The organism is Pseudomaricurvus hydrocarbonicus, assembly GCF_011602365.1.
GTDB classification, from domain to species: Bacteria; Pseudomonadota; Gammaproteobacteria; order Pseudomonadales; family Cellvibrionaceae; genus Pseudomaricurvus; species Pseudomaricurvus hydrocarbonicus.
In genome coordinates this window covers 172,195-197,905 of record NZ_JAAONZ010000007.1, presented here as the reverse complement: position 1 = coordinate 197,905, position 25,711 = coordinate 172,195, and the positions used below count along the sequence as shown (strand labels likewise).

Below are 25,711 nucleotides of genomic sequence, written 5' to 3'. Positions count from 1 at the left end.
GAAACCTGTCCTATAATCGCTGTGCCTGCTACAGGGTATTTTTGTAAATTTTTCCGTCTTTCATGATCAGGTCAAAATTGTTCTCCGGGTCGGCAACGAGATTCAGATCGTCCAGAGGGTTTCCGTCAACGAGAATCAGGTCGGCATAAGCCCCTGTCTTTAATACACCCAGAGATCCTTGCTTGTAGGGGTGCCTGGGACCGGACAACTCCATCAATTCGGCATTGTCAGACGTTGCCATCTTGAGTGCTTCATAAGGCGTAAACCAGCGCGTCAATTTGGCCAGAAACTTTCCTTGTTTGGCTGCTGCCTCTGCGCTCATAAAAAGATCTGTGCCAAACGCCATCTTGACACCCATTTTTTTTGCCAACCGATAAATTGTATCAGTACCTTTGGTCACCTCTACGAACTTCCTGTTGGACTCAGGATTTGGAAATTCTTCCGCGTCGTCATCATTTAAGATGGGCTGGATGCTCAACCAAACGTCATTTTTCTTCATCAACTTCAGCGTATCCTCGCCGATGAGCATGCCATGCTCGATGCTTTTAATTCCCGCTTTTACGGCCATTTGTACAGCGTCATCAGTGAATATATGCGCACCGACATAACTGTTGTAGCTCTCGGCAACGTCGACAGCAGCTTGCATTTCCTCAAAGGAATACTGGCGTACATCTACCGGGTCATAGGTAGAGGCAACGCCTCCACCACCCGCAATCTTAAGTTGGGTGGCTCCCAACATAAACGCTTCGCGTGCTCGTTGACGTACGGCGGGAACGCCGTCGGCAACCGCATTCATGCCGACTCTACCCCAGTAATCGATTGTGCCTGCTCTATCCGGTACCTGATTGGGCATGCGATAGTCAAAGTGTCCACCGGTCTGACTGATCATTGGCCCTGCGGGAAGAATACGAGGCCCAACCACTTCCCCTGCATCAATCAGCTTTTTAAGGCTGAACGTGTTTCCACCCATGTCACGAACTGTGGTGAACCCGCGCATCAGAGTTCTGGGGGCAGCGTGAGCCATTCGAATTCCCACCTCGTAGGCATCCCCTCCAAAAATTATTGCCTCCATGGGCAACTCCGCTAAAGCCAAATGCCAATGCACATCAATCAAACCGGGGATCATGGTACGACCACCACCGTCGATCACGGTGGCATCATTGGCCTCAATAGGATCAGAAGACACTGCCGAAATCAGGTTGTCTTCTATGAGTACATTGGCATTTTCGATACGTTTTTCATGAACGCCATCGAACACATGGACATTGGTAAAGAGTGTCCTGACCGGTGTCTCCTGGGCGAACACAAGCGACGCGCAGAAACCGAGCACTAAAGGTAAACATCTAGTTTTCATGGAGATATCCTCGTAATTCCGTTAAATAAAAGGCTCATTTCAGTGTGTTTTTGTAAATCTTGCCGTCCTTCATGATGACGACGAAGTTCTTCTCGGGATCGGCAATCAGGTCTATGTCCTTCAGCGGGTTGCCGTCCACCAGAAGGATATCCGCCAACGCACCCTCCTTGATCACGCCATTGGCACCGGGATATGGATCCCTGGGTCCAGACATCTTGAAGAGCTCGTAATTGGTGCTGGTCGCCATTTTCAACAGCTCCCATGGCTCATACCACATTTTGAGTTTTGCCAGTGACTTCCCCTGTTTGGCCGCAATCTCAGCACCGTTTTGTAAATCTGTGCCAAAAGCGACCTTTAGATCATACTTTTTGGCCAGTTCGTAGGCTTTCTCCGTGCCATCGGTCATTGCCAGGAATTTTTGTTGCTCGAAAGATCCATCAGGAAATGGAATTCTGTCTTCATCATTCAGCAATGGTTGCAAGCACAGCCATGCGCCTTTTTTCTTGATCAGTTTTGCGGTAGCTTCAGTTATCATCTGTCCGTGCTCAATAGATTGGACCCCTGCTTCTAAGGCTCCACGGACCGCGACATCTGAATATGCATGTACAGTCACATAGGTGTTCCAGGTGGCTGCCGTATCCACCGCAGCCTTCATTTCCTCCAGCGTATATTGCCTTACATCCAAAGGGTCACTGAGTGAAGCCACACCTCCGCCCGCCATGATCTTGATCTGTGAGGCGCCTCTCATTAGATTCTCACGTACTCGTCTCTGCACTTGGGGAACACCGTCTGCGATGAGTGTCCAACCCATGATTTCCTGATCGAGAAGTTCTCTTCCGTCTTTCCTTGTCATCACTGTAGGAAAGCGGAAATCTCCATGTCCGGAGGTCTGCGTCACATAAGCACCTGAAGGATAGATTCTTGGCCCCACATATCTTCCCTCGTCAATCATCTTCTTGATGCCAAAAACCGGACCTCCAACATCGCGGACAGCTGTAAAACCCCGCATCAGCGTTGCTTCGGCAGCTTCTGCACCCGCCAGTGTCAGATAGCCGATGTCATTCACAAGGACTTCCATACTTGCAATATGGGCATGCATTGTATGCCAATGCGCATCGGTAAGCCCGGGCATCAGGGTTCGCCCCCCGCCATCAATAACGGTGGCACCCTCAGCCGCAATAGGTTCGGACGACACATTGGCTATCAGGTTATCTTCAATCAGAACATTGGCGTTTTCGATGCGTTTTTCATACACACCATCAAACACGTGGACATTGGTAAACAGCGTCCTGACCGGAACCTCCTCCGAAAATACAACAGGAGCACATAAACTTAGCGCAAAAAGTAATAGTCTGATTTTCATCTTCTTCTCTCGTAATCTCTATTTTGGTTAGCGGCAGCATCAGCTAGCGCTCACACGAGGCAAAGAATCTCAATTCAGTGTGTTTTTGTAGACCTTGCCGTCTTTCATAATCAGATCGAAGTTATTTTCCGGGTCGGCCACAAGACTCAAGTCCTCCAATGGATTGCCGTCAACCAGAATCAGATCGGCATAAGCCCCGACAACGATTTTACCAAGTGGCCCCTCCTGGTAGGGGTGCCGCGGACCCGCCATCTCCATAAGCTCAGCATTGTCAGAAGTTGCCATCTTCAGAACTTCATACGGCGTAAACCAGCGCTCCAGCTTAGCCAACATCTTGCCTTGCTTGGCCGCCATTGCCGGGTCCATCAGAGCATCAGTACCGAATGCGATTTTGACCCCGAGCTTCTTGGCCAGCGGATAGAGCTTTTCAGTTCCCGCAGTAGCTTCCAACCATTTTTTTGTCGATGACTCGGTTGGAAAAACCATCCGATCTTCATCGTCTACCAAGGGCTGTGTGCTTAACCAGACGCCTTTGTTCTTCATCATCCGAAGAGTCTTTTCGCTGAGTAGCATGCCGTGCTCGATACTTTTGATGCCTGCCTCCACGGCCATCTGAACCGCCTCGTCAGTGAACACGTGAGCCGAAACGTAACTGTTATAGCTTTCGGCAACGTCCACAAATGCCTGCATCTCTTTCAGAGAGTACTGGCGTACATCAATCTGATCAAAAAGAGACGCCACGCCACCCCCGGCCGCGATCTTGATCTGGCTGGCTCCCATTCGGAACACTTCCCGGGCACGCCGCTGCACTTCAGCTTCTCCGTCAGCCAGGACGAAAAAGCCAGTTTTTCCCCAGTAATCGAAATTGGTTTCCGCAGGGATTTCATGGGGCAACCGGTAATCGTAGTGTCCGCCGGTCTGACTTATGGGGGGACCAGCAACCAGCATACGCGGCCCCGGAATAACATCGGCATCGATCAATTTTTTGATTGAGAAGCTGTTGCCGCCGATGTCCCGAACAGTGGTAAACCCCCTCATCAAGGTGCGTTCAGCCGCCGGCACCGCGCGGGCGGCGATTTCGTAAACATCTCCTGTCAGAATCACAGCTTGCGGCACCTCTGCCATGGTCATGTGCCAATGAGCATCAGAGAGGCCAGGAATCAATGTACGACCACCGCCATCAATCACTTTACCACCAGCAACAGCTTGAGGCTCTGTCGAGATAGCAGTAATTAAGTTATCTGTAATGACGACATTAGCATTTTTTATTAACTTTTCATTGACTCCATCAAACACATTGACGTTAGTTATTAATGTAACCTCTGGCACAGATTGCGCGTTAGTATAAACAGCACCTGATAACATTAAGATAAAGAAAGAGAAAAATGTATTAACCGATTTTAGTAAATTCATAACTTTTCCTTTAAAAATTATATCTTTATCTCATCTTATATTTAGATAAATATAACCAAATAGTAAATTTACCCATCACCGATAAGATAAAACAATTTTTTAATCACTTTGTCGTTTTGAGAATGTTACTTGCGATATTTTTTCTTAATATTTTTTACACCAAACCAACAAAGCATCGTTGAAAAAATATAAATGTTTTACTTCCTATACAGACCTTACCGTAATTTCTATCTAAAAATACGACAGCCTCAATACCGGTTAATTCAACACGATTCTTGAGGTAACAAACTGAATTAATTTTACCTTCGTCTTCCATTTTTCAATGCAACGATGTAGAGACTAAAGTTCCTCTAAGTTATTCAGTAATTGATAAAAGAACCCGATTGACTTGGCATATTCATCTACTAGAATCCGTTCGTTCACACCGTGAAAACCTGCATACTCTTTCATTGACTCGAGCTGTATACCTGTAATGGTATAAACATCAGGAGCAAAGGGGCGCGCCTGGAAATGTTTCGAATCAGACCCACCAATTACGAAAAATGGTGACACAATAAGATCATTACCCCATGTTTGACGGATAGTTTTTTCAAGCACTTTGTAACCCTTCCCGGTCGCATCCGCAACATTGGTAGCTGGGGTGGATGCCGAGATATCTCTGACGGTTATACGATCATCATCAATCGCTTTCTTGACATGGTCGATAATAACTTCTGGGGTATCGCCAGGCATGGGTCTGAAATTGACAACAGCAATAGCAGAAGGTGGTAAGACATTGTCCTTAATACCGGCATTGAACATGGTAACAGCAATGGTGGTATGCAACATGGCCCTTGTCAGCTGCTGAGTAGCCATTTCTTTAATGAACTGTTTTTCTAACTCTGTCATTTCTCCATCTTTACCAAACGCTACCGCTGCATACATCGGTTGTTTATCTTTATCTAACTCTGGCCCCATATAGAGGTACTGCTGACGAACAGCAGGATGAATTTTATAGGGGAATTTCGCATCTTCCAGTTTGGTGATGGCTTCAGCCAAAATCCCAATATTGGATTCTTCAGGAGGTTGCGATGAGTGTCCACCTTGACCATGAATTGCTATTTCCAAACTCAAAAAGCCTTTTTGCGCAATACCGATCAGTGCCGTGTTATCAGGAATCCCTGGAAATATACCAGGTGTGACAGGCGCGGATTCATCGATAACAAAGGCAAACTTTTTAATTCCTCGCTGCTCCAATACATCAGCGATATGCTTTGCACCTTCTGGGCCACCAACTTCCTCATCTTGCCCAAACACGAAATATAATGTGCGGGAGGGTTGCCAACCCTCTTTTATCTTCATTTCAGCGGCTTCCAGAATGGCATGAATTTGGTTTTTATCGTCCAGAACGCCACGTCCCCAGATATAACCATCAGCTACCGCACCCGCGAAAGGCTCCTGCTTCCATTGGTCTCTGGAGTCGTCCGGCACTGGTACGACATCCATATGCGCATAAAACAACGCTGGAGGTAATGAAGGGTCCTTTCCTTTCCAGGTATACAGCAAGCTGTAGGGGCGCGGGTCACCCATCACCTCCCTTTTCAGGGTTTTGTGGACATTAGGGAAGGAATCCATCAGAAACTGGTGATAACCCAGGAAAGCTTCGGTATCGAAATCACTTCTGTCCTGGTTGGAAATAGTGGGGAATTGAACCGCTTTGGATAACCGCTCTACAGCGCCATCAATATCAACCTCGACGCTTACTGGCTCAACGCCTGTCATCTGCCTTGATTCAAATTTATTTTTCTCCTCAGCATGAGCCATCAAACTCATGGACAATGCCAATACAGTCCCTGTGAGGACTGTACTCAATCCAGTAAGCGATTTCATTGAACGATCTCCTTCTATTTAATCCAAAGCTTTAACTTTGATTAATAATAATAAAATGTACTAAATTGAATTCTTTGGGCATCTCCGTCTCTTCCATTAACATTTTCACGTTCACCGTGCATAACCTCTATTCCCAACGAAAGTTGCTCGTCGTATTTATAGATTAGGTTAGCATGTACAGCCGCCCCAACTTTGATCCAATCCGGATCAAATGCTTCAGGAACGTCCGTGATCTTTGCATACGCATAGCTGAAATTCGATGACAGCGATTGATTCCAGGCCCAATGCAGACCTAGCTGGGTATTCCAAGCCTTCGCCAGATCCAGGTCACCTTCAGAATCTATTGCTGCATTGGGAATACCAGCGTTGGCAAACGTGATCACATCATTGATAGAACCCGACTGATAGCCAAACCCAAAACCGAACCAGTTATTTTTGTTTTTATCAAGATAGACGCGGCCGGCTGTGGTTGCTGTGTACGCCAATTCCTCGGAGTCGCCAACACCCTCAGAACCATCAAAACGAAGCTGCGTGATTGATGCGCCTGTGCTCCATTCCACACGGTCCCAGAGTTTTGTAAACCCGGATGACAACCTTGGAAAGTCTGATCGATCCTTTCCAGACAAATCATCCGGGTTATATATACTGGCATCATTAAAGTTCTCCAGAGCCAGTGCCCATCCAAACGTCTTATCCTCTGAGTGATTGGTCCACCTGATTTGTTCCGTACGCCCGCCCAAAATTGAATCGCCAGAAGCAAAGTCAAGAATCAAAGGAAGCTGCCTTAGTTCTGACAAAAGCGTCCAGGTTTGACCCACCAACAGCTTTCCATAGCGAACATAAGCATGCCTTAAACGTACCGAATTAGGGCTATTTTCATCAAAGAAATCGAACTCGATAAACACACTGTTCTCATGTGGCGAATCAGAATTTCGCGTTTCCATGTGAAATCTAGTTTCGCTGACCTGAACATGACTGTAACTTCCCTCAGATGGATTATCATCAACAGGGATCTGGCCTAAAACCAATTGACGCTTGTTGCCGGTTCCTGAAAAGTCGTGAATGATGTCTAACTTTGCATAGCCTCCAAATGAAAAACGCCAAGGTGACCCAACAAGAGGAATAGACTTCTTAAATTTCTCGTCAAGGTAAGGGTCATATCGACCCTCAGCGGCCATTAACTGACGAATAGAGCTCGTTTCTTCTCTGTTAACTATGACTTTCGCCACCTCTTCAGAAATCTCACTCTGGACAGGGGGAGGCGGTGTATCGGATGATCTCAGTTCCTGTAGCTTTTTTTCCAATGCATCAAGACGCTTTCGCTCCTCATCAATCTGCTTCTGCAGCACCAGAATTTCATCCTGATTGAGATCGGCTACAGCCCAGCACGAAAAAAACAATCCCAAACAGCTGCACCAGATCAATGCCTGACTTTTTGCTCGAACGCGTAGGTAATTTTTAATTTTTATCACCTTAAAATTCTCAAAAAAATGATATTTCCAATTTGAAATGGAAAAGCATCTAGATTATCCATTACCTTCTAACCTTCTCACCGTCTGCAGAACCAAAGCCATCAAGGTCTCTAGATGGCTGCCTTTCGAGTTCGTAATCTACTGAACACTGCGTTGGGTTAAACGCACTTGCGGGGCAAGAGACAAATAAATTTCTATCTGCTCACTCCAGAGATTTTTCACCAAGGTAGAGAGACAACCGGTGCGATAACAAGGCGGATCTGATGCTCAGGACCAAAAGCATCCGGGGACTCTATGTAGTTCCAATACTCCAGTCCCACTTTCCACGGTGTCTTACCAATAATCATGGTCTTATTAATGCCAATACCAACAGGGAGCGTCCACTCCTGACCGCTCTCTGCCTCGTGATCATAAGAAAACGTAGGACCAGAGCGAAGCTGCCAGCCATCTTTCAAATTGACAACCCAGAAGTACTGCCCCGCGGTTACATTGGTATCAATATCGTCATTCCCGGCAACATCCCACTGATGGGTCAACAACAAACCAAGAGCGCCCCAAGGCTTAACAATAGCAACCAGTGCCTCGGGACCTAATGCCCATTGATCTTTCCCTAGTGCATCGTCTGTCGCAGTGGGTATGGTTCCGACAATGCCTCCAATAGCGACAACACCATTTGAAAATGTTTTACCCACGCCTACGTCAAAACCGATATCACCTAAATTAAATCCTGTATTGTCGAAACCGCTAAACGATGGCACACCCTGCTCGAAGGTTCCGGGTAGTCCCAATCCTCCAGCATTATATTCATTTACAGTGGGTACATCTTGCTTGAAAATTATTGGAATGGCCGGCCGGGCGAAAAAATTCATCCCATTTTCAAGTGGGTAAGGCAAGCTGGGCTGAAAGGTCATCCGCACTGCGCTTTGTTTATCGGCGCCAGGAAGATCACCATCGAACGTAATGTAGTCCAGATTGAAATTCATCGTGCCCAGAGCTGTATTAGGGTTTGAAAGCTCAGCGGCGATTTCTGCAGCCGTTTTCTCACCAGAACCTTCAGCAAAAACCAAACCGGGGATAGCAACTGCGCAGGCCATTACTGCAGAACTCAAACACTTTATGGCGGAAAGTCTCATTACTAGCTCCTTACATGTAGCTGTCAAATTTGAGAACCGAGAAATTCGACCCACAGAGTGGTTTGCGACCGAATTTCTTCAACACAGTTTAAAAGGGAAAATTCAATTCTTGCCAGCCCGATTTTAATGACATCCCCGAAAGGAAAACAGGGATGTCACTTCGTCGGATAACGATCTTAATTCAAGGTAATTTTAAAGATTTTCCCATCCTTCATAATCAGACCGAATTGGCTCCTTCGCTGTCAATCAAAGCAACGTTTTCCAGAGGATTGCCATTTACAAAAACCAGATCTGCATAGGAAGTTTTGTCAATCACTCCGAACACTCCCTGTTTACACACCAGTTCTGTATCGAAAAGCACGTCTGTTGCCCTGGCCATTTTGACATCCATCTTCTGGGCAACCTCAGTTACGTCGATAATTATTGGTTTACTGACTGAGTCTTTAAACTGGTTTGTATTTTCATCGTTGATCATGGACTGCACCGAAAGCCAGGAGTCCTTTTTTTCATTAACGATAAATATTCTTCGCTGGGCATATTGCGTGACCAATGGATTACATTGTTTAAGCCTAGATCAAACTTTAATAATTTACTTAAGACACATCAAAAAAACTGTGCGGTTGACATAAATAATTCTGAATTTTTGATCTGCTCATGGCACGTCCTTCCTCAAATCAATTCAAAGGTACTTTCACTAAGAATCATGAGCATCAATCTCTGACGACCTGTATTTACGGGGATTAATTCCCAAATTTTCGCCTAAATCATCAATCAATCACTTCATGACACATAATCCACCATGTAAGAATAAAATCTAGCACACCGCTATCAATCCAGGCGTTTATAATGTATGCAGATTTTCCGTTTTACATATGTTCCTTTCATTTCACAATATGGAGTACTAAAGTGGTCATAGAGTCGCCATCCGTTGAAAATCGCATCATCACATACCACAAAGACAAGTGCCCAAATTACTCACCAAAAAAAGTCCAGCTTCCAGTGAAAGAATCTTATTACGTACAGGCCGGGCGAGGTGAACATACAGTTAATGTACAGATGGCGACTGTCGGCGAAATCGGTCTGCTTCGACTCGCTATTGATGTAGAAGCAGTGGGCATCAATGTATTCCATCCCGATTATGTGAGTTTCGCGCTTCCGATATCCTGGTCTGGTGATTATTTCATAAATGGTGACTCTGCAAACAGATCCAGCATTTACATGCCTGGAGATCTAGACAGTATTCACCAACGTTCAAAGAGTCGGGATGTGTGCGGTATAACCATACCAAGAAGACCATTTGTCGAGACAATCGCCGCATTACGTGGTGTCAGCGTCGAAGCTATCAAGTTACATGATCGCGAGTTGCGTCTGACGGAAACCGATGGCTTTAAGGTGCGTGTCCAACTCACCTCAATACTTCATGAAGCCTGTAGTGACCACGGGAATCATTCATCCGATAAGATTAGCAATAAGGTGTTTGGTCTGTTGACCGATACCTACTTACATGCCTTAACTGAAACTCTTCCTCAAACCGAACGAATGCGTGATCCCAACCGCATTGTTCGACTTGCTGAGGAACATTTTATGGCTGCCGGTAGACAGCCAGTCTCGCTGGCAGATCTATGCTCTGCGGCAGATGTCGGAAAAACAACTCTCTATCTGGCGTTCAACAGGGTGTGTGGTCTACCCCCTCTCGCGTACTTACAAAAACGCCGGTTTATGCGGGCGCACTCCGGCTTGATTAATTCAGCCAACGAGCGTGGACGGGTAAAACATACAGCGCTAAACTCCGGATTTACGGAGATCGGTCGTTTTTCGGTTGAATATCGTCAGTTGTTCGGAGAATCACCATCGGAAACGCTAGGCCGGGATGCAACCTAACCTACCACAATAAGTTTATCTACTTGCTGAATAGGGGCACCCGAGCCCCATACCAAAGTAGTGGCAACTCCAGACAGGTCCCCGAAAATTCCCTCATCGGTTTTCGAGGCGATTGTAATCCAGAAGCCCAAAATCAACTGGCTCAAAATTTTCGTACCCTCTGTAAACACGGTCACTGAACACCCAGAAATCAGGATGGCTACGACGTACAGCGTACCTATTCATTAATTCTGAGAAGCCTTGCTCTGTACCGGAAGCTGAGATTCGTTTAATAAAATCAACAAGATTATTATCGTTAATTTTAAAAAACAGATTTGGATAACTCCCAACAAAACCACGAAGAATAATCAGCTGATCTTCACTAGGAATGCGTTTTTTTTGTTCTCCAAACATTGAGGTCATATTCAGGTGAGCATTGTTTTTAATTAATGTAAAAAACTCATCACCATCTTTGGTTTCGACAAGAATGATTGAGTTTTGCGGTAAATTATTAAGATCGTCACCTTTTATGCTTGAAACACTCCCCAGCGTTCTGGCCAGATCCTCATTTTTCAGGCTGGATAGCTTTCGATATTTTGGAAGAAGATACTTATATTTATTCATAAGCATCTTAAATAGTTCTTGTTTTGGATTATCCGTGTTGTAAGAAATCGCTGTATTGTGGTTGGCTCTTTCCACTTCGGGGCTTTCCAGATAAGCCAGAACCTCTTCATTTGCTCCCCGATACCATAACGCCCTTTCCTTTTTTCTGCTCTCCTGAGGCAATAAAAGAAGGAATGTTCCTTCACTCTCCATTCTCAAAAAGTCCATATAGAGACGCGACAATAACTGATGACCTACATTTCCATAGACGTCGTAACCTGCCACCAGCAAATAGTGAATCCTCTCCAGATCCATATATCCCAATAGCCAGGCCGTCTTGGGCTGCATGCCAAGCAAGCCCTTTTCAACAGTTGCACTGTCGTAGTGCCTAAACACGGTTAAAGCCGCATTTTCATTACTGCCATTGCCATCCCACAGCTGACTGAGATCCAGAGGCACTTTCTCATGCCCTAACGACAGCAAATATTCATCTCTTTTAGCGAGATAGTTACGTTGTTTTTTGGAATAGGTACGCCAGGCACTCAGCGGCCGATAAATACTGTCTTTACCGGAAGGCAAGCTGAGCAAGTCCCCATTATCAGCAATAAACTCTGTTAATGCCGTATCCTGCAGTTCACTCGGCTTAATAAAAAACACCCAGAAGTGATCATTGATGACATTGAGAGCCACTTGCCCCCGGCATACCGGCCCCTTAATAAAACCCATCACCGTATACTGAGCTTCATCCAGAATAAATTGATAGCGAGAGGAGACAGGTAGCTGCTTAAATGTCAGAAAGGGATTTGAGGAGTGCTTCAGATCGTAATCAGGCAGCTGGTCTACGGTGTAGTCTCGGTCGTAGAATAGAGAGTTCCATCGAATCATCCGTTTTTTGTTGAGAGCGTAAGGCATATGGGTTTTAGCAACCACCACCCCCTTCGATTCGACAAGTCGATAGTATACTCGTTCTACCGCAGGATCATCGTAGGGGCGTCGAGTCGCAATAATATCAACAGGTTGACCTGGTGCCGTTCGGGATCTAACCAATCGAAAGAAATGCCGACCTTCGAGCTCGTCAAAATACAGACTTGCAAGGAATAAGTGCTCATAAATATAGCGATTGACTAACTGCCCCCGCAGAGAACTTTGATTGAAAAATGTCTCCCACTCCGTAATCAGTGATTTGAATTGAGAAGGTAATGCCGGCCTCTTTGTGTGTACAGCACCTTGTTCCAGCCATCTCAGCAGCAGTTGCTGCTCATTGGATTTAAGCCCCGGTAAGGCATATGGCATCCCCCATAATGGGTTTCTGTTGGAATAAGAAGTAATCTCTTCGGGTTTGGGGCATTCATTCTTTCGGTTAAGTCCAAAGGTAAAGTCATCACTCAGGATATTTGCGTCAGGAAGAGGATTATTTGATTTGAGCTGCAACAGTTGATGCATCACTCCAGCAGCTTTATTTGCGGTGAACGTTTCATCCTGTTCATTAAGAACAGGATGAAAGCCTTTTGCGCGCCATTCACTCACCGATCCGGCATCTTCAAACAAACGCGTTAAGTCTGCTTTAAATAAACGCGATTGATCGTAGACAGAATCTTTGGATGCCCCTCGCTCTATCCCCTCTATCGATCCCAGCTTTAGCTGGCAGGGTGCATCGTAGCAACTGTGGCAAACAACACAACGATTCTCAATCACTGGCTTTACATCATTCCAGTAATCAATTTGACCCGTTTCTAAAACCTTCACTTCTCTATCTCCGGGCTGTGCTGGACCATAAAGCTCGGAGAGTTTCTTCGCCCCAAATGTCGTACATCCTGTGACAAACACAACCAGCATGAGAAATCTGGATTTTTTTATCACCAAAAAAATATTTAAAAATCTACTCACTAATGAACACTCCATGGCAATTAGTTTGCTTGACATGCAAGATTAGTAATTGCGAAATTCCCTTGTGGAAATGAGAGTTATTGATTATTATCTGCTATATTTCGTAGGGTGGTTTTCTACCTGAAAGATGTAAACAATCTTCCGATCCATCCAGAATATTCTGGAGAACGTACCAATTATAGTCTGTGATATCGGCATAGCCTGATTAAAATTGGCAACATTTTCGCAGTCGCTTTTTCCTTCACGTAACTCGACAAGCTATCCATAGAGAGAACCCATATTTTTCAATAAGTTACTGTTATTAAGCGTATTCAGATACCCGTGGATACCAAGAGCTTGTCCACAATTACAGTTAAATACCTATAATTTCACGATCAGGTTTCCGACATTCCCAAGTGAACTCCTGTTAATCCACAAACTTTAGCCCATCAGAAAACATTGCAGATTTATCTATATCAACCTATAGGGTTAAAGATCCATTAACTGTCATCCTGTCACTGACGTTTATCTTTCTTGTCGCGTGTATCATCGCAGTACCGCTGGCTTCACGATTTTCACTGGGCTCAGTTCTTGGCTGTCTGATCGCCGAGATTGAAATCAGCCCTCTAATGGCACTACAGAATGTCAACATTGAAGGGTAATCCTCCCATTTTTAACTGACATTCAAAGTAGAGGTTAAGCAGCCATCAGTGGTGGTTTCCCATTATTGGACTTATAAAGCCGTTCGTGATTGTGAAACCAAAGCCATTCAGTTGCATACTCCTGAACTTGTTCGAGCTTTTCGAACAGGTGTTTACTGACCCCACTATACCGGATGGTCCGGTTTGTTCTCTCAATATAGGTATTCTGTTGAGGCTTACCCGGTTGGATATATTCAATCCGGATATCATGCGCCACCGCCCACTTTGTAAACTCATGACTGATAAATTCTGGGCCGTTGTCCCATCGTATAACTGCTGGCTTTTCCCTCCACTCAAGTAGCTGATTTAGTACTCGGATCACTCTGATTGATGGCAACGAAAAGCCTGCTTCGATGACAATCCCTTCGCGCCGGTAATCATCAATGACATTGAACAAGCGATAACTTCGGCCATCGGATAGCTGGTCATGCATAAAATCCATTGACCAAACTTGGTTCGGGCGGAGGGGCTCTTTCAATGGCTCTGGTTTGTTGCGCTTCAATCGCCTTCTGGGCTTGATCCTGGATGTTCAATGCTAGCTCACAATAAATTCGATAAACCCGTTTATGGTTCCAGGTAAGGCCCTTCACATTTCTCAGGTAATCAAAGCACAAGCCAAAACCCCAATCGGTATCACTTTCCGTCAATCGGATTAGCCAATCAGCAATCGCTTCGTTTTCTGATGACAATACAGGCTGGTTACGATAACAGGTTTCGCTGACCTGGAAGGCGCTGCACGCTAGACGAATACTGATTCCTCGGCTAGCAACAACCTCTTGCGCCATCTCCTTACGTTGAGATGGTCTCACCACTTTTTTCCATGGCCTCCTGGATAATCTCAGCTTTAAGACGCTCTTCAGCATTCATTTTCTTTAGGCGGCGATTTTCATCTTCAAGCTCTTTGAGGCGTGCCACCATCGATGTATTCATGCCTCCATACTTCGCTCGCCACTTGAAAAAACTGGCTGTGCTCATACCGTGTCCCCGGCAAAACTCAGAAACTGGTGTTCCGGATTCAGCTTGCTTAAGAGTAGCCATAATCTGACTATCCGAATAACGGGGTTATTTCATGCAGAATCTCCTTCAAACTATTATGAGAAAATTCTACTTTTCAGGCCAGTTATTTATCGGGGGGATTACCACTGACAGCCCAAGAATAATTAAGATATAGCAAAGATCGGATACTAAAAAGGAACCACTTTATCCCAAGTGGTCAGGGCTAGGCGCCGAAGTATCAGCGACTTTAATCTTCATGCGGCATTAAAATCGTGACCACCGGTTCCCCCTCATCACCAGGGCCCACGATCAGTTTTAACGTCACTTCCTGTGGCTCCAGTGTCTTTCCATCTCTGCGCACCCGATACAGCGTAAAGGTCATTCGATCTTTCGGCTGGTCCGCTCGACGGATCATAAACACCGCCATGAACAACACGTCCCACAATCGACCGTCTTCATCCTGGCATACCTGGCTGCGGTGTCGTTGTTCGCCCTAAGACACGCAATCGCGCCACACCGAATGCGTCAGTGCCACCGGCCATTGAAATCCGGCTTCCCGGGCCATGGTCGTTACGTCGATTAAAACACCGTCCGAGATCGCCTCGGCTCGGCTGTAACTTGACACCAACGGACCAAACACGGCTTCTAACGAACGGTTTTTGGTTTTCTTCATGACAGAACTCCCTACAGAAATGACTCCGTTAGGGAGTTCTGTCCCAGTGGGCAGCAGAACTCCCCGATGGGTTGATTGAGTGAACAGGGTTAAATCAGCCCCTGCTCGGCGAACGACAACGAGCCACCCGCAGCGACGATAAAATGATCCAGCACCCGGATGTCCACCAGGGCCAGCGCTTCTTTTAAACGCTGGGTGATCGCTTCATCGGCGTGACTGGGTTCGGCGACCCCGCTGGGGTGGTTGTGAAAAAACAGCACTGCGGCGGCGTTAAAACTCAGCGCTTGCTGCACCACCACGCGCGGGTAGACCGACGCACTGTCCACCGTGCCCTGAAACATCTCGGTGGTATTGATCACCCGATGCTGATTGTCCAGAAACAAACAGCCAAACACTTCGGTTTTCCGATCCGCCAACAGCAGACGCAAATAATTGCGGGTCTGAATGGGGCTCGAAATCTCGGCGCCGGGCTGATGCAAGTCCTGTAACACCGCAAACGCCAATGTCAGCAGGGACTGTTTTTCAGCGTCGTTTAAGGTCGCAAGGTTCACTTTTTGAAAACGATTATTACGGTTCACCGCAATCGGTGAGGCATTTGACACCATGACGGGTCTCCTTGAAGGGTGCGAGCAGACCCGTCCGAGAGGCACGGGGTTCCTCGCGGGTTCGGTAAAATGGCAGCGTCGGAAGACACTGCCAGGGGTTGCGCTTAAGCGACGACGGTGTTGCCGGTGATCGCCGGGTAGTAAGGGTTCCCTTCCACTTTGATCCACTGGAATCGCAGCAAGCGGGACTTCAAGCCCACCCCGGTGGTACCCGCCTTGTCGCCTTGTTTGAACACAAACGACTCGGCCTGCAAATCACTGAGGTGAAAGCCAACCAGCACTTTCATGTCGGCCTCGATGGCCGGCATGAGCTGGCGCACCAGATCTTTTGCTTCTTCGCCCACCACCACACAGTCGAAATGGGTGTATTGGGCAGCGTCAGCCGGACCTCGCAACGCCGCCACCGTGACACTGAGAAAAGGCGTGCCTGTCTCGGGGGTCACCAGCCGGGCGCGGTTGAGGTAACCGATGCCGTGGATATCAAGATCGAAATACTTCGGTTTTTCTGAAGGTGTTTGTCTTGGGTTCATAACGCAGTCTCCTGGACACAGTGAAACGCCGGAGCACGCGAGTCCCTGGCGGGATCGTGTGCCCGGCAGGGTGAGTGGTAGCCTCAGGGCAAGCCCCGAGGTTGGATTGACGGTAAAACCGCAGTATCGATTGCACAATCCGCCGATACCTGAGTTGCCACTGAGACCGCAGTGACCACGTTAAAAACCGTTACGCGTTGTTTTCCGGATCATCACAGACGTATTGCAGGTACTTGAGCATGCCGCGGGCGTTGGCAAACGCCGCGTGATCGGCAACGATCTGGTTAGGGAACCAGTTGGCAATGTACTCCGCCAGTGCCATGCTGCCGCCACCGACAAACAGTACCCGATCCAGTTCGGCGCCGAGGCCCAGCTTGCGCCGGGTTTCGGTGTACAACCGTTCCACCAGTTCCCATTTCTTGTATACACCTACCATCACCAAAAAATCGATATTTAAATCCGTAATATCCTGATTTTTTGGACATTAATTTTCGTTTATGCTGTTGGCCAGATTCTGTGGTTATCACTTTAAGCACATGCCGCAACCGGCGGATGACAGTGATTAGCACGCGATGTACGAGTGAGAAAGGACCCGAAACATGACTGATTATGATGTATTTAATGGCGATGCCGATGGTATCTGTTCACTGTTGCAGCTGCGCCATAGCGAACCGCGTGAGGCGACCCTGGTAACGGGCGTCAAACGCGATATTGATTTGCTGAAACAGGTCAATGCCAAGCCCGGCGACCGGATTACCGCGCTGGACATATCCCTTGATAAAAACCGCGACGATGTGACTCGGCTGCTGCAGCAAGAAGCCAGTATTTTCTATGTGGATCATCACTTTGCCGGGGAGATCCCCAGCCACCCCCAGCTTAAGACCCTGATAAATGAGGCGTCCGACACCTGCACCAGTATTCTGGTCAACACCCATTTAAAGGGTCAATTTACCCTGTGGGCGATTGTTGGAGCCTTCGGTGACAACCTCAAGAAAAGCGCAACCGCCCTGGCCAATAGCCTAAAACTGGCGCAAGACGACGTCACCCTGTTGGAACAGCTGGGCATTTACATCAATTACAACGGTTATGGTTCCGACTTGAGTGACCTGCATTTTGAGCCCGCCAAGCTGTTTCAAAAGCTGCTGCCCTACACAAATCCTCTGGATTTCATCAAGGATGGCAACGTCGATTTCAAACAGCTGCAAACCGGATACACCGAAGACATGGCGGCCGCCCAAAGCAGCCAGCCTGAAATGGCCACGTCAAACAGTGCCATTTACATGCTCCCCAATGAAAAGTGGGCGCGTCGTGTCAGCGGTGTGTTTGGCAATGACCTGGCCAATCAATACCCCGATAGAGCTCACGCGGTGTTAACCGCAAAAGCCAATGGCAATTACCTGGTGAGCGTACGGGCGCCGCTCAACAATAAAACTGGCGCCGCGGATCTGTGCCGGCAATTTGCGACCGGTGGCGGACGCGCTGCCGCAGCCGGTATCAATGACTTACCCGCCGGCGAATTGAAAACCTTCGCCGATCGACTGGAAGCCGCCTACTGCTAACTCGGGTTATTCCAAGTTCTGCCATGCCGAGGGGCTTAAATTAGTGTGTGTATTTAAGCCCCTCGGCACGCGTCCGCCCCTCTTTTCGGGCACACACGTTAAGTACGCTCATTTAAGTACCCTGCTCTGGCAGCCCAGGAAAATTTTCAAATTATTGTTGCTATTTCTACGTGACTTGCCTTTCAATGGCTAAACTGGTCTGACACAGACTGACTTGTGTGCCCTGCGGGCCGCCCTCCCTTGCATGTACTCTTTGGGACTGCCTTCTATCGGGCCAGGGCTTGCCAGGCAAACCGCCGGCTTGCACCGCCCCCAGTCGACAGCCAATCCCATAAGAGGGTTTTGTCATGCTGATCACCTTCGAAACCACAGCCAGCTTTGATGTGGACCCTCAAAAAGGCTTTACGCCACTGTGTCCGGAAGAGTTGCCCGTTGAAGGGGGCCACGACATCGTGGCGGCCCTCAATCAACAAGCAACATTTGCCCGACTTCGGGTGTTTTCCAAGGACGCTCACCCCGCTAATCCTATCTGGGCCGCCACCCATGAGGCTCCCCCATTCAGTCCGGTCAAGGGGGAAGATGTGGATGTCCGCTGGAATCTGCATTGCGTGCCAGGCACCCGAGGCTTTCAGTTGTTGGATGGCCTGCCGCCGATTAAGTCCTACGACTTCGCCGTCTACAAAGGCATCGAACCTGACATGCACCCCTACGGGGCTTGCTTTCATGATCTGAAAGATACCTTGTCGACGGGCGTGATTGAGTTTCTCAAACAGCAAGGGATTGATACCGTGATTTGCGGGGGCCTGGCGACCGATCACTGCGTGCGCTTGACCGTTTTGCAACTGCTGCGCGCAGACTTTCAGGTGGTACTCAATCTGGAAGCCTGCCGAGGCATCAGCTCCACAGCTACCCAGCAGGCACTGGCAGAAATGAAAGCGGCCGGAGCTAGAATCATTCACCGGACCAACGAGCTGTGCAACTCAATTTGAGTGACAGAATCCTACGGCAGGAGACGGGATCATGAGACAAAAAGGCGAACCCATCATCACCAGTTTGTTAGACACCGACAAGTACAAGTTTTCCATGCAGCAGGTCAATCTGCACCAATACCCCCGCGCCACCGCCCGCTACCGCTTCAAGCTGCGCGATAAAGACATTGACCTGACGCCGATTGCAGCCGAAGTCAAAGACCAGCTGGCCATGGTGGCAGAACTGCGCTTTCAGGAGGATGAATTGCGCTACTTAAGCGAAGAGCCGCACCTGAGCGCGGGTTACATAGACTTCCTGAGCGATTTCACGCTGGATACCAAACACATTCAGTTGGAAACCAGCGGGGGTAATCTGAACATTTACACTGAGGGATCCATGCTCAAGGGCGGCCCCTGGGAACTGTATGTGCTGCCCATCGTGAGCGAAGTCTGGTACCGACACACCATCCCCGAGCCGAATTACGAGGAAGGCCGCAGGCGCTTGTCCGAGAAAATCAGTTTGTTGAAATCTCAAGGGGACATGCCCGGCTTCAATTTTGCCGATTTTGGCTCTCGTCGTCGCTTCAGCAAAGCCTGGCAGGCAGAAGTCATTCGCACCCTGCGCCTGAACCTGTCCGAGTATTTTGTGGGCACTTCCAACTATCACTTTGCCATGGAACAAGGCCTGATTCCCGTGGGCACCATGGCTCATGAATACCTGCAGGCCTGGCAAGGGCTGGTGCATCCCCTGGACGCCCAAAAAGCCGCGCTGGATGCCTGGGCACAAGAGTTTCGCGGCTGCCTGGGTGACGCCCTTACCGATGTGATTGGTATGGATTCGTTTTGTGACCTGTTGGATCTCTATTTGGCCAAGCAATTCGATGGTTTCCGCCACGATTCCGGTTGCCCGGAGCTCTGGTGTGAGAAACTGATTCAGCGGCTGCACGCACTGAAAGTGGACCCCAAAACCAAGCGGGCCATCTGGAGTGATGGCTTGAGCATTCCTGGAATGGTGGAACTGTATCGCCAGTTCCAGGATAAAATTCAGGTGGGCTTTGGTATCGGCACCAACCTCACCAACGATTTGGGCTACAGGCCACTGAACATTGTCATGAAACTCACCGAGGTCAATGGACGTCCCGTCGCCAAGCTTTCTGACAGCCCCGGCAAAATCATGTGTGAAGATCCCGATTATGTAGCCTGGCTGGCCAACAGTTATGGGCGTAAAGCGGAGTTTGTCTGCTGATAAGGTCCCGTCTTATCCGCATCAAATTCTGTATTCACCGGCTTGCAGCCGTTGTTGACACCGGTGATGTTGACGCAAGTTACCAACCTACGCTGAACCCGGTAACTCGCCTGCGAGGCTTCAGGCAACCAACGTCACTGGCTCCGGTTTACCCACAGTAAAAGACCTGTTGTATTGGACAGCTATGGCTTTTACGGGCAGGGTAATGGCATCTAAAACATCATGACAAAGTAGCTCATGACTTTACAGGAGACTGGCGAGTGAATGCCGTTATTGTTGCTGTAGGCATTATGTTGGGGTTGAGCCTGTTACGGATCAATGTGGTCCTGTCGCTGACATTAGGCGGTCTTGCCGGCGGCCTCATTGGGGGCCTGTCACTGGAGAACAGCATTACCGAGTTCAGCAATGGCCTGGGGGGTGGCGCGGCGGTAGCCTTGAGCTATGCCCTGCTCGGTGCCTTTGCGGTGGCCATTGAAATGTCGGGCTTACCCGACGTCATGGCGGCTAAAGTACACAGCTTGCTGGCCGGGGAATCCACCCCCAAGCAACAAGCCCGCCTTAAAAGCCTGCTGTTGTTTTTGATTTTGGTGGTCGCGGTGTGTTCACAAAACCTGGTGCCGGTGCACATTGCCTTTATCCCTATTCTGATCCCGCCCCTGCTGCACATCCTGCAGGAATTCAAACTCGATCGCCGCTTGATCGCCTGCATCCTCACCTTTGGGTTGACCATGCCCTATATGATCATGCCCATCGGGTTTGGTGGCATTTTCATGAATGAAATTCTGTTCCGGCAATTGCAAGACAATGGGGTTCCCAACATTGACAGCAGCATGATACCCGTCGCTATGAGTCTCCCGGTAACGGGCATGGCCCTGGGGCTTTTGGTCGCGGTGTTTTTTAGCTACCGCCGTCCCCGTGACTATCAATTGCACCCCATCGAAACACCGGATGACGCCGTCAAAAGTCAAGCCGGGACCAGCGCTCATCCACCCAGTCGGAAAATATGGATGACCGTCGGGGCCATCCTGTTGGCGTTTGCGGCACAACTCGCCACCAGCTCAATCATTGTCGGTGCACTGGTAGGCTACATTGTCTTTCTGGCAGGCGGCATTGTGCACCTGCGCGAGTCAAACGATGTGGTCATCAACGGCATGAAAATGATGGCGCAGATTGGTTTTGTGATGATTGCGGCCGCCGGATTTTCCTCGGTAATCAAGGCGACGGGAGATGTGAGTACCCTGGTGGCAACCTCTTCGGTGCTGATCGGCGACAATCAGGCGCTGGCGGCACTGGCCATGCTGGTCATTGGTTTGCTGATTACCATGGGGATTGGCTCCTCGTTTTCTACTGTGCCGATCATTGCCGCCGTGTACGCGCCACTGGCATTGCAACTGGGGTTCAGCCCGCTGGCCACCATTGCCCTGGTCGGCACGGCCGGCGCCCTGGGTGACGCGGGTTCCCCCGCATCGGACTCCACCCTGGGGCCGACCATGGGTCTCAATGCCGACGGTCAGCATGATCACATCTGGGATTCCGTCGTGCCTACGTTTATTCACTACAACATTCCCCTGATTATCTTCGGCTGGGCTGCGGCTATGATTCTCTAGGCGCTGTTAACTTTGACGCTATCGGTTTTCAGAGCTCTCTGTTTTGAAAGTGACAGCAGAAGACTTCTTCGTCAAACTGGCCTCAGTTTGGGCACCCGCGTGCTGGAACTGGCATATAAATTGCACACTTTTCAGAATTCCCCGCTATCAGGATACTTCTGAAAACCGTGCCGTGGTGTGATTGTGGCGCACCACGGTCAAGGCACGGTGTCTTTCACTTTGCAAGCAGGTAACTCTATGTTTAAACAATTATCACTGGCGCTCTGTGTGTTAACCACTGTACTGGCAGGCTGCTCCCCAGACACCGCTGAAACAGCCCAAGCTCCAGCGGCACAGGCCAGTGACAGCGTAGAAACGCTGCATCAACGACTCCTCACCATGGACACCCATGTGGACCTGGACGTGAGCAATTTTACCCGCAAGCAAAATTACACCCAGGACCTCAAAACCCAGGTTGACCTGGCCAAACTGGCACGCGGTGGCCTGGATGCCATCTGGTTCAGCATCTACACCGCGCAGGGGGAGCTCACAGAAGCCGGATACGCGGCCGCACTGGACAACGCCATCGCCAAGTTTGATGCCGTGCATCGCCTTGTTGAGGAAATCGCACCGGACCGTATCGGCCTGGCCACGACGCCTGAGCAAGTGCGGGCGCTGGTGGCCGAAGGCAAACTGGTGGCCTTGATGGGGGTTGAGAATGCCTATCCACTGGGCACGGATCTGAGCCTGGTGCAGGACTTTTACAACCGTGGCGCGCGCTATATGTCACTGGCGCACAATGGTCACAGTCAATTTGCCGACTCCAATACCGGCGAAAGTGATGGTCAATGGCTGTACGGCGGACTCAGTGACCTGGGCCGCGATCTGGTGAAGGAGATGAATCGGGTCGGCATCATTATCGACCTGTCGCATCCCTCGAAAGCCGCCAACCTCGAAACCCTGCGCCTGAGCAAAGCACCGGTCATCGCCTCTCACTCTTCCGCTCGGGCTTTGAATGATGTCAGCCGTAATCTGGATGACGAAGAGCTGTTGGCCATCCAGGAAAATGGCGGTGTGGTGCAGACGGTCGCCTTCGCCTCCTACCTCAACACCGGGAAATACAACGCCTGGCAAGAAAAAGCCGCTGCGGTGATGGCCCGTGAAGCCCAGAAAACCGGCTTCAACATCCTCGCCTGGCCGCAAGTGGGTAAGCTCGACAGTGAAGCCCGCCGTGAGTATATGGCGGGCTACAGGGAGCTTCGTGCCAAGGTAGCTCCGCTGCTCAAGCAGGAAGTCGATCCCGTTGCTCCACCGGTGAATGTGCAGGACTTCGTCGATCATATCGACTACCTGGTACAGAAAATCGGCATTGATCACGTCGGTATCAGCTCCGACTTCGACGGCGGTGGCGGTGTGTCCGGCTGGAACGACGCCTCCGAGACATTGGCCGTGACTCGCGAACTCCTGCAGCGCAACTACAGCGAAACAGACATCACCCTGTTGTGGGGTGGCAACCTGATGCGCGTGATGGATGAAGTGCAAGCGGTCGCTGCCACATTAAACTCGACGGAAGACTCTGGGGAGGAATCTGAAGCGCAAATCGTTCAGCAATAACTCCGGTCGATCACTCAAGCCGTAACGTAAAAAGCTGATTTCATCCGGTTGCTTAGGATGAGACAGCATTTATTTTTTCAGGGCGTCCAGCTTTTTCATATAGAGCCCCACCATGGTCAAGCATGCGCCCGAAGCGAGCATATGAAGGCCCAGCAAAAAGCCGAGCAGAGAGATTGTTGCACTTGGCGATGACAACAGGATGATTGCCAATAAAATTGATGCCAGACCGGAGAGTATGAGTGGCCAAAAGAACGGCGTTCCACGTGCGCGCAACCCGAACAGGACTTGAACCGCTCCACTCGCCGCCATCAAGATGAGTAAAAATGTCGTCAGCGAGACAATCCCAGCCAGCGGGTTAGACAAAAAGGACCACCCCAGAAATACCGTGAGGAAGCCGAGCGCTAATGTCAGCCATTTTCTCCCGGATCCCTCCTCAAGAAACCCGAGAACAACTTGCGCAGCGCCACCGATCAATAAGACAATACCGGTGACGACCACGATAGCGCCAGAAGCAACCGCCGCATTGAACAGAACAACCAAACCAAGCACAATTGTCAAAACACCCGCCCAGAAAAAGCGTGTAGAGTAATTCATAATTACTGTCCTTTTTTTTGTGAAGGGATACTGGCCCAAAACCCGTTTAACCTGCTGATTTTAGCAATAATCAAGTGGCCATTAGACAAGTCGGACCTCAGCAGTTGACTGAACATTCAAAAGATTCAAAGATCCTCCAAATCATTCATTAACTGGTAACTGGTAACTGGTAACTGGTAACTGGTAAAAGTGCCCGACTGACTTTGCAAATTCATCCACCTTAATGCGCTCATTGACACCGTGAAACGTGAAAACCGGCAAACTCTTCAATGGATTCACCTTGAATCCCGGTTATGGTATAGGCATCGGACGCAAAATCACGCGCCTGGAAATGACACCGTCTGATATTCTTGACTGCTTAAAGCCTAGCAAAGAATGTAAACGGCAAACCTCTTTTCATGAAATATTATTATGACCACAATGACCAAACACCAACCCACTGCTCTCCCTCGCTGGCAACTCATCGGCCCCGGGCTCGTCGCGGCGGCCACAGGGGTCGGTGCCGGTGACCTGGTGGCGACCCTGGTGGCCGGGAGTTTATACGGCTATCAGTTGATTTGGGCCGCGGTGCTGGGCTGTCTGCTGAAGATCATTCTGGTGGAAGGTGTGGGGCGCTGGACGCTCGCCAGTGGCCACACCATCTTCCACGGTTGGCGCTCGCTGGGGCGCTGGGCTTCGGTCTATTTTGGCATCTACATTGTGCTGTGGGGGTTTGTGTACGGGGCGACAGCCATGAGTTCGACTGCCCTGCCCCTGGCCGCGCTGTTCCCCGCTGTCGACCTGAAAATCTTTGCCGTGGCGTCCGGGCTGTTGGGGCTGGCCCTGGTCTGGCTGGGCTCCTACGCGGTGTTTGAACGCATCATCGCGGCATTGGTCGGCATGATGTTTGTCGCCGTGGTCGGCTCAGCCCTTATGACCGGGCCCAACCTCACCGACATCGCCCGGGGGCTGGTACCCCGCCTGCCGCAAGGTTCGCTGTTTTATGTGCTGGGCCTGGCGGGGGGCGTTGGCGGCAGCATCACGCTGGCCGCTTACGGTTACTGGATACGGGAAAAGGGTTGGCGCCAGCCGGGCTGGATGCGAGTGATGCGGCTCGACAACAGCGTGGCCTATGTGATGACCGGCATTTTTGTGGTTGCCATGTTGATCGTCGGTGCCGAGCTCCTCTATTCGGCCAATATTGCCATTGCCGGAGGGTCCCGCGGGCTGCTCGACCTGGCCGGCGTGCTTGAAAGCCGTTACGGCAGCATCTGGTCGATCATTTTTCTGTTGGGGTTTTGGGCCTCGTCGTTTTCGTCACTGCTCGGGGTCTGGCACGGGGTGAGCCTGATGTTTGCGGATTTTGTCGCCCACTGGCTGGCTGCAAAAGAGGATCCGGCAAAACTTGGGGCTCACTCTGAACCCGTCCCCAGTCAGCAACACGCCAGGTGGTACATGTTGTGGCTGACCTTCCCCTCCATGGCCCTGCTGTTCATGGATAGGCCATTTATGCTGATTGTCGGCTACGGGGTCTTGGGCGCACTGTTTATGCCATTTCTGGCAATCACTTTGCTGCTGCTGTTAAACCGTTCCAGCCTGCCCCGCGAGTGGCGCAATGGCTGGCTCAGTAATGGTTTGCTGGCAATGACCTGTGTGATTTTCGGAGCACTGGGGCTGCACCAGTTACTGAAGCTTTTTTGATGGCCATCAGCCCTCCGGGGTTGGGC

At 49.5% G+C, this 25,711-nt stretch carries 20 protein-coding genes and 2 pseudogenes; 7 read left to right on the top strand and 15 right to left on the bottom strand.

What is annotated here, in order from left to right:
• Positions 1-28: 28 nt before the first annotated feature.
• The 7 genes from G8770_RS11605 to G8770_RS11575 all read right to left on the bottom strand — a co-directional run bounded on the left by G8770_RS11605 (position 29) and on the right by G8770_RS11575 (position 9,079).
• Entirely contained in the window at positions 29-1,354 is a 1,326-nt protein-coding gene (locus tag G8770_RS11605; protein WP_167186526.1) for a metal-dependent hydrolase family protein, read from the bottom strand.
• Positions 1,355-1,388: 34 nt separating this feature from the next.
• Complete coding sequence (locus G8770_RS11600) at positions 1,389-2,717, bottom strand: metal-dependent hydrolase family protein (protein ID WP_167186523.1); 1,329 nt, start codon at positions 2,715-2,717, stop codon at positions 1,389-1,391.
• A 69-nt stretch (positions 2,718-2,786) separates the two neighbouring features.
• Positions 2,787-4,130 carry a metal-dependent hydrolase family protein gene (locus G8770_RS11595; RefSeq protein ID WP_208022211.1) on the bottom strand — a complete coding sequence of 448 codons (1,344 nt, stop codon included), beginning with the start codon at positions 4,128-4,130 and terminating at the stop codon, positions 2,787-2,789.
• 339 nt (positions 4,131-4,469) lie between these two features.
• The gene (locus G8770_RS11590; protein WP_167186521.1) at positions 4,470-5,999 is read right to left on the bottom strand and encodes a M20 family peptidase; all 1,530 of its coding nucleotides are present in this window, start codon (positions 5,997-5,999) and stop codon (positions 4,470-4,472) included.
• Positions 6,000-6,040: 41 nt separating this feature from the next.
• Positions 6,041-7,471, bottom strand: coding sequence for a DcaP family trimeric outer membrane transporter (locus G8770_RS11585; protein ID WP_167186518.1), 1,431 nt, complete (start codon positions 7,469-7,471; stop codon positions 6,041-6,043).
• Positions 7,472-7,689: 218 nt separating this feature from the next.
• Positions 7,690-8,604, bottom strand: a complete 915-nt coding sequence (locus tag G8770_RS11580; RefSeq protein ID WP_167186515.1) for a hypothetical protein — start codon at positions 8,602-8,604, stop codon at positions 7,690-7,692.
• Positions 8,605-8,821: 217 nt separating this feature from the next.
• Positions 8,822-9,079 (bottom strand): amidohydrolase family protein, encoded by a 258-nt coding sequence (locus G8770_RS11575; protein WP_167186513.1) that lies wholly within the window; start codon positions 9,077-9,079, stop codon positions 8,822-8,824.
• Positions 9,080-9,450: 371 nt separating this feature from the next.
• Between G8770_RS11575 and G8770_RS11570 the strand changes: the two genes are divergently transcribed.
• Positions 9,451-10,485 carry a helix-turn-helix domain-containing protein gene (locus G8770_RS11570; protein WP_167186510.1) on the top strand — a complete coding sequence of 345 codons (1,035 nt, stop codon included), beginning with the start codon at positions 9,451-9,453 and terminating at the stop codon, positions 10,483-10,485.
• Positions 10,486-10,578: 93 nt separating this feature from the next.
• Here G8770_RS11570 and G8770_RS11565 read toward each other — a convergent pair whose 3' ends face one another.
• The 7 genes and pseudogenes from G8770_RS11565 to G8770_RS11540 all read right to left on the bottom strand — a co-directional run bounded on the left by G8770_RS11565 (position 10,579) and on the right by G8770_RS11540 (position 16,877).
• Entirely contained in the window at positions 10,579-12,954 is a 2,376-nt protein-coding gene (locus tag G8770_RS11565) for a fatty acid cis/trans isomerase (protein WP_208022210.1), read from the bottom strand.
• Between the two features lie 675 nt (positions 12,955-13,629).
• Positions 13,630-14,672 (bottom strand): annotated as a pseudogene (locus G8770_RS11560) (IS3 family transposase).
• 205 nt (positions 14,673-14,877) lie between these two features.
• A pseudogene (locus G8770_RS24785) lies at positions 14,878-15,105 on the bottom strand (DUF6573 family protein); the annotation flags it as partial.
• 18 nt (positions 15,106-15,123) lie between these two features.
• Entirely contained in the window at positions 15,124-15,303 is a 180-nt protein-coding gene (locus G8770_RS24780) for a DUF6573 family protein (protein ID WP_208022208.1), read from the bottom strand.
• Positions 15,304-15,392: 89 nt separating this feature from the next.
• Positions 15,393-15,908: a JAB domain-containing protein gene (locus G8770_RS11550; protein ID WP_167186507.1), complete on the bottom strand. Its 516-nt coding sequence runs from the start codon at positions 15,906-15,908 to the stop codon at positions 15,393-15,395.
• Between the two features lie 104 nt (positions 15,909-16,012).
• On the bottom strand, positions 16,013-16,438 hold the full coding sequence (locus G8770_RS11545; RefSeq protein WP_167186504.1) for a DUF3577 domain-containing protein: 426 nt from the start codon (positions 16,436-16,438) through the stop codon (positions 16,013-16,015).
• Between the two features lie 190 nt (positions 16,439-16,628).
• On the bottom strand, positions 16,629-16,877 hold the full coding sequence (locus G8770_RS11540; RefSeq protein ID WP_208022207.1) for a hypothetical protein: 249 nt from the start codon (positions 16,875-16,877) through the stop codon (positions 16,629-16,631).
• Positions 16,878-17,037: 160 nt separating this feature from the next.
• On the opposite strand from G8770_RS11540, the gene G8770_RS11535 reads away from it, so the two are divergent.
• From G8770_RS11535 to G8770_RS11515, 5 genes are all read left to right on the top strand, one after another.
• Positions 17,038-17,997: a DHH family phosphoesterase gene (locus G8770_RS11535; protein ID WP_167186501.1), complete on the top strand. Its 960-nt coding sequence runs from the start codon at positions 17,038-17,040 to the stop codon at positions 17,995-17,997.
• Between the two features lie 347 nt (positions 17,998-18,344).
• Positions 18,345-18,986 carry a nicotinamidase gene (locus G8770_RS11530; protein ID WP_167186498.1) on the top strand — a complete coding sequence of 214 codons (642 nt, stop codon included), beginning with the start codon at positions 18,345-18,347 and terminating at the stop codon, positions 18,984-18,986.
• 31 nt (positions 18,987-19,017) lie between these two features.
• Positions 19,018-20,211 carry a nicotinate phosphoribosyltransferase gene (gene pncB / locus G8770_RS11525; protein WP_167186495.1) on the top strand — a complete coding sequence of 398 codons (1,194 nt, stop codon included), beginning with the start codon at positions 19,018-19,020 and terminating at the stop codon, positions 20,209-20,211.
• 260 nt (positions 20,212-20,471) lie between these two features.
• Positions 20,472-21,818 (top strand): Na+/H+ antiporter NhaC family protein, encoded by a 1,347-nt coding sequence (locus G8770_RS11520; RefSeq protein WP_167186492.1) that lies wholly within the window; start codon positions 20,472-20,474, stop codon positions 21,816-21,818.
• 237 nt (positions 21,819-22,055) lie between these two features.
• Positions 22,056-23,411, top strand: coding sequence for a dipeptidase (locus tag G8770_RS11515; protein WP_167186489.1), 1,356 nt, complete (start codon positions 22,056-22,058; stop codon positions 23,409-23,411).
• A gap of 69 nt (positions 23,412-23,480) precedes the next feature.
• Here the strand turns inward: G8770_RS11515 and G8770_RS11510 are convergent, their stop codons facing one another.
• A complete protein-coding gene (locus G8770_RS11510; RefSeq protein ID WP_167186486.1) occupies positions 23,481-24,005 on the bottom strand; it encodes an HdeD family acid-resistance protein in 525 nt (174 codons plus the stop codon).
• A 411-nt stretch (positions 24,006-24,416) separates the two neighbouring features.
• On the opposite strand from G8770_RS11510, the gene G8770_RS11505 reads away from it, so the two are divergent.
• Positions 24,417-25,685, top strand: coding sequence for an Nramp family divalent metal transporter (locus G8770_RS11505; RefSeq protein WP_167186484.1), 1,269 nt, complete (start codon positions 24,417-24,419; stop codon positions 25,683-25,685).
• The last annotated feature ends 26 nt before the right edge of the window (positions 25,686-25,711 follow it).

Coding starts and splice junctions, on each gene's coding strand:
- G8770_RS11550 (WP_167186507.1), bottom strand. CDS start 15,908: ATGGTGTCAAATGCCTCACCGATTGCGGTGAACCGTAATAATCGTTTT.
- G8770_RS11515 (WP_167186489.1), top strand. CDS start 22,056: ATGTTTAAACAATTATCACTGGCGCTCTGTGTGTTAACCACTGTACTG.
- G8770_RS11605 (WP_167186526.1), bottom strand. CDS start 1,354: ATGAAAACTAGATGTTTACCTTTAGTGCTCGGTTTCTGCGCGTCGCTT.
- pncB (WP_167186495.1), top strand. CDS start 19,018: ATGAGACAAAAAGGCGAACCCATCATCACCAGTTTGTTAGACACCGAC.
- G8770_RS11505 (WP_167186484.1), top strand. CDS start 24,417: ATGACCACAATGACCAAACACCAACCCACTGCTCTCCCTCGCTGGCAA.
- G8770_RS11530 (WP_167186498.1), top strand. CDS start 18,345: ATGCTGATCACCTTCGAAACCACAGCCAGCTTTGATGTGGACCCTCAA.
- G8770_RS11545 (WP_167186504.1), bottom strand. CDS start 16,438: ATGAACCCAAGACAAACACCTTCAGAAAAACCGAAGTATTTCGATCTT.
- G8770_RS11590 (WP_167186521.1), bottom strand. CDS start 5,999: ATGAAATCGCTTACTGGATTGAGTACAGTCCTCACAGGGACTGTATTG.
- G8770_RS11535 (WP_167186501.1), top strand. CDS start 17,038: ATGACTGATTATGATGTATTTAATGGCGATGCCGATGGTATCTGTTCA.
- G8770_RS11595 (WP_208022211.1), bottom strand. CDS start 4,130: ATGAATTTACTAAAATCGGTTAATACATTTTTCTCTTTCTTTATCTTA.
- G8770_RS24780 (WP_208022208.1), bottom strand. CDS start 15,303: ATGAAGAAAACCAAAAACCGTTCGTTAGAAGCCGTGTTTGGTCCGTTG.
- G8770_RS11600 (WP_167186523.1), bottom strand. CDS start 2,717: ATGAAAATCAGACTATTACTTTTTGCGCTAAGTTTATGTGCTCCTGTT.
- G8770_RS11580 (WP_167186515.1), bottom strand. CDS start 8,604: ATGAGACTTTCCGCCATAAAGTGTTTGAGTTCTGCAGTAATGGCCTGC.
- G8770_RS11510 (WP_167186486.1), bottom strand. CDS start 24,005: ATGAATTACTCTACACGCTTTTTCTGGGCGGGTGTTTTGACAATTGTG.
- G8770_RS11570 (WP_167186510.1), top strand. CDS start 9,451: ATGTATGCAGATTTTCCGTTTTACATATGTTCCTTTCATTTCACAATA.
- G8770_RS11575 (WP_167186513.1), bottom strand. CDS start 9,079: ATGATCAACGATGAAAATACAAACCAGTTTAAAGACTCAGTCAGTAAA.